The organism is Streptomyces sp. NPDC057654 (assembly GCF_042800135.1).
Taxonomy (GTDB): Bacteria; Actinomycetota; Actinomycetes; order Streptomycetales; family Streptomycetaceae; genus Streptomyces.
Window position 1 is genome coordinate 1 of the sequence record NZ_JBHVHQ010000991.1, and the last position, 2,979, is coordinate 2,979.

Below are 2,979 nucleotides of genomic sequence, written 5' to 3' on the forward strand. Positions count from 1 at the left end.
GGCCTGCGGAGGGCCGCCCCTCTCTCGCGTACGGTGCCGCCTTTCGGCCCGTACGGGCCTCAGCACCGCTGCCCGTACGGGCGCCGGCCGTACGAGCGTCCGCCCGCGGCCTGTCCGGCTTGTACGGGCTTCCGCGCCGTTGCCCGTACGGGCCCGGCCGTACGAGCGTCCGCCCGCAGCTTGTCCGGCTTGTACGGGCTTCCACGCCGTTGCCCGTACGGGCCCGGCCGTACGGACTGACCTTTTCAGCCCGACCGCCCCTCCCGGAGCGTCGGCGTCCAGTTCGTAACCGCCGTGTCGGTGCGAAGTCTTCCCCCGTCCACCTCCCGTCGCTACGGTCCCCCCGAGTCTCCAATGGCACAGCACTGGACCATTGGCCATCGACTGGGAGGTCGAGCTTGTCATCCGAGATAACGCGTAGACGTGCACTGACACTCGGCGCGGGCGCCGCCACCGCGGCCGCGGCCGGGTCGCTCCTTCCGCCGTCGCTCCAGCAGGCCCTGGCGGCGGAGCCGATGACGGGGGGACACAAGGGCGGCAAGCCCAGCGGCCTCGGCGACATCCGGCACGTCGTCGTGCTCATGCAGGAGAATCGTTCCTTCGATCACTACTTCGGCGCGCTGAGAGGCGTACGCGGCTACGCCGACCGCAACGCCGTCAAACTCCCCAGCGGCAAGAGCATCTTCGAGCAGCCCGGACCGCTCGGGGTGGGGACGGTACTGCCCTTCGCCGTCCGCGACGCCGCCGCCGCGCAGAAGAAGGACCTCCAGTACATCGGGGCGCTCGACCACAGCTGGGAGGGCGGCGGCAAGGCGTGGCGCGGCGGCTGGATGGACGGCTGGGTCACCGCCAAGACCGCCGCCACCATGGCGCACTACGACCGCGCCGACATGCCCCTGCACTACGAGCTCGCCGACACCTTCACCGTCTGCGACGCCTACCACTCCGCCATCCACTCCTCCACCAGCCCCAACCGCAACCACCTGGTCAGCGGCTGGACCGGCTTCGAGCCGAACGGCGGCGGGCGGGCCGTCGGCAACGACGCGTACAACGAGGACACCCACCCTGGCTACGCCTGGACCACCTACGCCGAGCGGCTCCAGCGGTCCGGCCACAGCTGGCAGGTCTACCAGGAGTGGGACAACTTCACCGACAACAACCTGGAGTTCTACGCGAGCTTCAAGGCGATCGCCCGCAAGGCCCTCGCCAAGGTCGACGGCGTGCACAACATGACCGCCTATTACGGCAAGCTGGCCGCAGCCGACACCGCCGGACGGGCGAAGCTGGAGAAACTGCTCGCCGAGGGCGTCGCCGCCCTGACCGCCGACGAGCGCAGCCTCTACCGGCGCGCCCTGCACCGCGGCGAACCCGGCTCCACGGCCACCGCCTTCGCCGCCGACGTCGCCTCCGGCAAGCTCCCGCAGGTCTCGTACATCGTGCCGTCGGCCGCCGAGTCCGAGCACCCCCGCTCGTCCTCGCCGATCGCCAGCGCCACCCTCGTCTACAAGGTCCTCGACGCGCTCGGCAAGAACCCGGACGTGTGGCGGCATACCGCCCTCTTCCTCACGTACGACGAGAACGACGGGTTCTTCGACCACGTGCCGCCGCCCGTTCCGCCGGACGGAACGAAGGACGAGTTCTGGAAGAACCGCCCCGTGGGGCTGGGAATCCGCGTCCCCATGGTCGTCATCTCGCCCTGGACGGTCGGCGGTTACGCGTGCTCCCAGCTGTTCGACCACACCTCCATCACCCGCTTCCTGGAGCGCTGGCTGGGTGTGCGCGAGCCCAACATCAGCGAGTGGCGGCGCACCGTGTGCGGCGACCTGACGGGCGCCTTCGACTTCTCGCGCGGACGCCCCCGGCCGGCCGTCGACCGCCCCGGACCGATCCCCCCGTTCACCGGCCGCTGGAGTCCCAAACCTCCCGCCGACCAGAAGATGCCGCACCAGGAGGAGGGCGTCCGCCCGGCCCGGCCGCTGCCCTACCAGCCCGACGCACACGGCTCGTACGACCCTGAAGCGGCTGTCTTCCGCCTCGCGCTGAACAACACCGGCGCGGCCAGCGCGCACTTCGCGCTCTACCCGTACGCGGGGGAGTACGCGACCCCGCGCCACCGCGACGTCCTGGGGAAGGCCGCCTGGGACGTACCGGTCAAGAAGGGCGCGTACGACTTCACGCTCACCGGCCCCAACGGCTTCCGACGCGAATACTCCGGGACCGACCGGGGCGCCGCCGCCGGACTGCACGTCAGCACTGCCGTCAACACCCGGCGGCGCGAGCTGCACCTGACCCTGGAGAACCGGGGGAGCGAGCCGCTGACGCTCACGCTGGGCGTCGAGGCGTACGGGCACGCGCACGCGCGCCCGCGGAGAGTGGCCCTCGCACCCGGCCGCAGCCGCACCGTGCCCTACGAGGCGGCGCGGGCGCACGGCTGGTACGACCTGCTGCTCACGGTCGCGGAGGACGACACCTTCCGGCGGCGGCTGATGGGGCACATCGAGAACGGGAAGGAGTCGGTCACCGGCTGACGCCTTCTGTGGGCCGCCTTTGGAGGGGGTATGGGCCGTCTGTGCGGGGACGCTCAGACGGCTCTCAGAAAGTACCCCTACGGTGTGCGGCCATGGACACGGACAGCACCAAGACGAAGACAGCCAAGACCGGCGCCGATACGGACGGCCCGGCCGATGAGACGCCCCTGGTCTCGAAGAAGGAGGGCGCCGAGGACGCCGTGAAGGAGGAGGGTGCTGCCGAGGCGGGCATTTCCGAGGTCACCGAGACGGAGGCCGACGCCGACGAGCAGGACAACGCGGAGGGCGAGGACGTGTCCGAGGAGGAGGCCGCCGTGCGACCGGCCTCCTCCGGCGTGTTCGCCGGGGCCGCGGCCGTCGTCTCCGCGGCCCTCGGCTTCGCCGCCCTGAGCGGCACCTGGCTCGGCACCCTGCTCGCCGAACGCAAGACCCTCACCGGTCAGATCAAGGT

1 protein-coding gene and 1 pseudogene are annotated in these 2,979 nt (G+C 71.2%); both read left to right on the forward strand.

The features are described 5' to 3' along the window. Window positions 1-398: 398 nt before the first annotated feature. Window positions 399-2,528, forward strand: a complete 2,130-nt coding sequence (locus ACFU99_RS39380) for a phosphocholine-specific phospholipase C (protein ID WP_384402265.1) — start codon at window positions 399-401, stop codon at window positions 2,526-2,528. Between the two features lie 92 nt (window positions 2,529-2,620). Next, window positions 2,621-2,979, forward strand: a pseudogene (locus ACFU99_RS39385) (hypothetical protein); the annotation flags it as partial.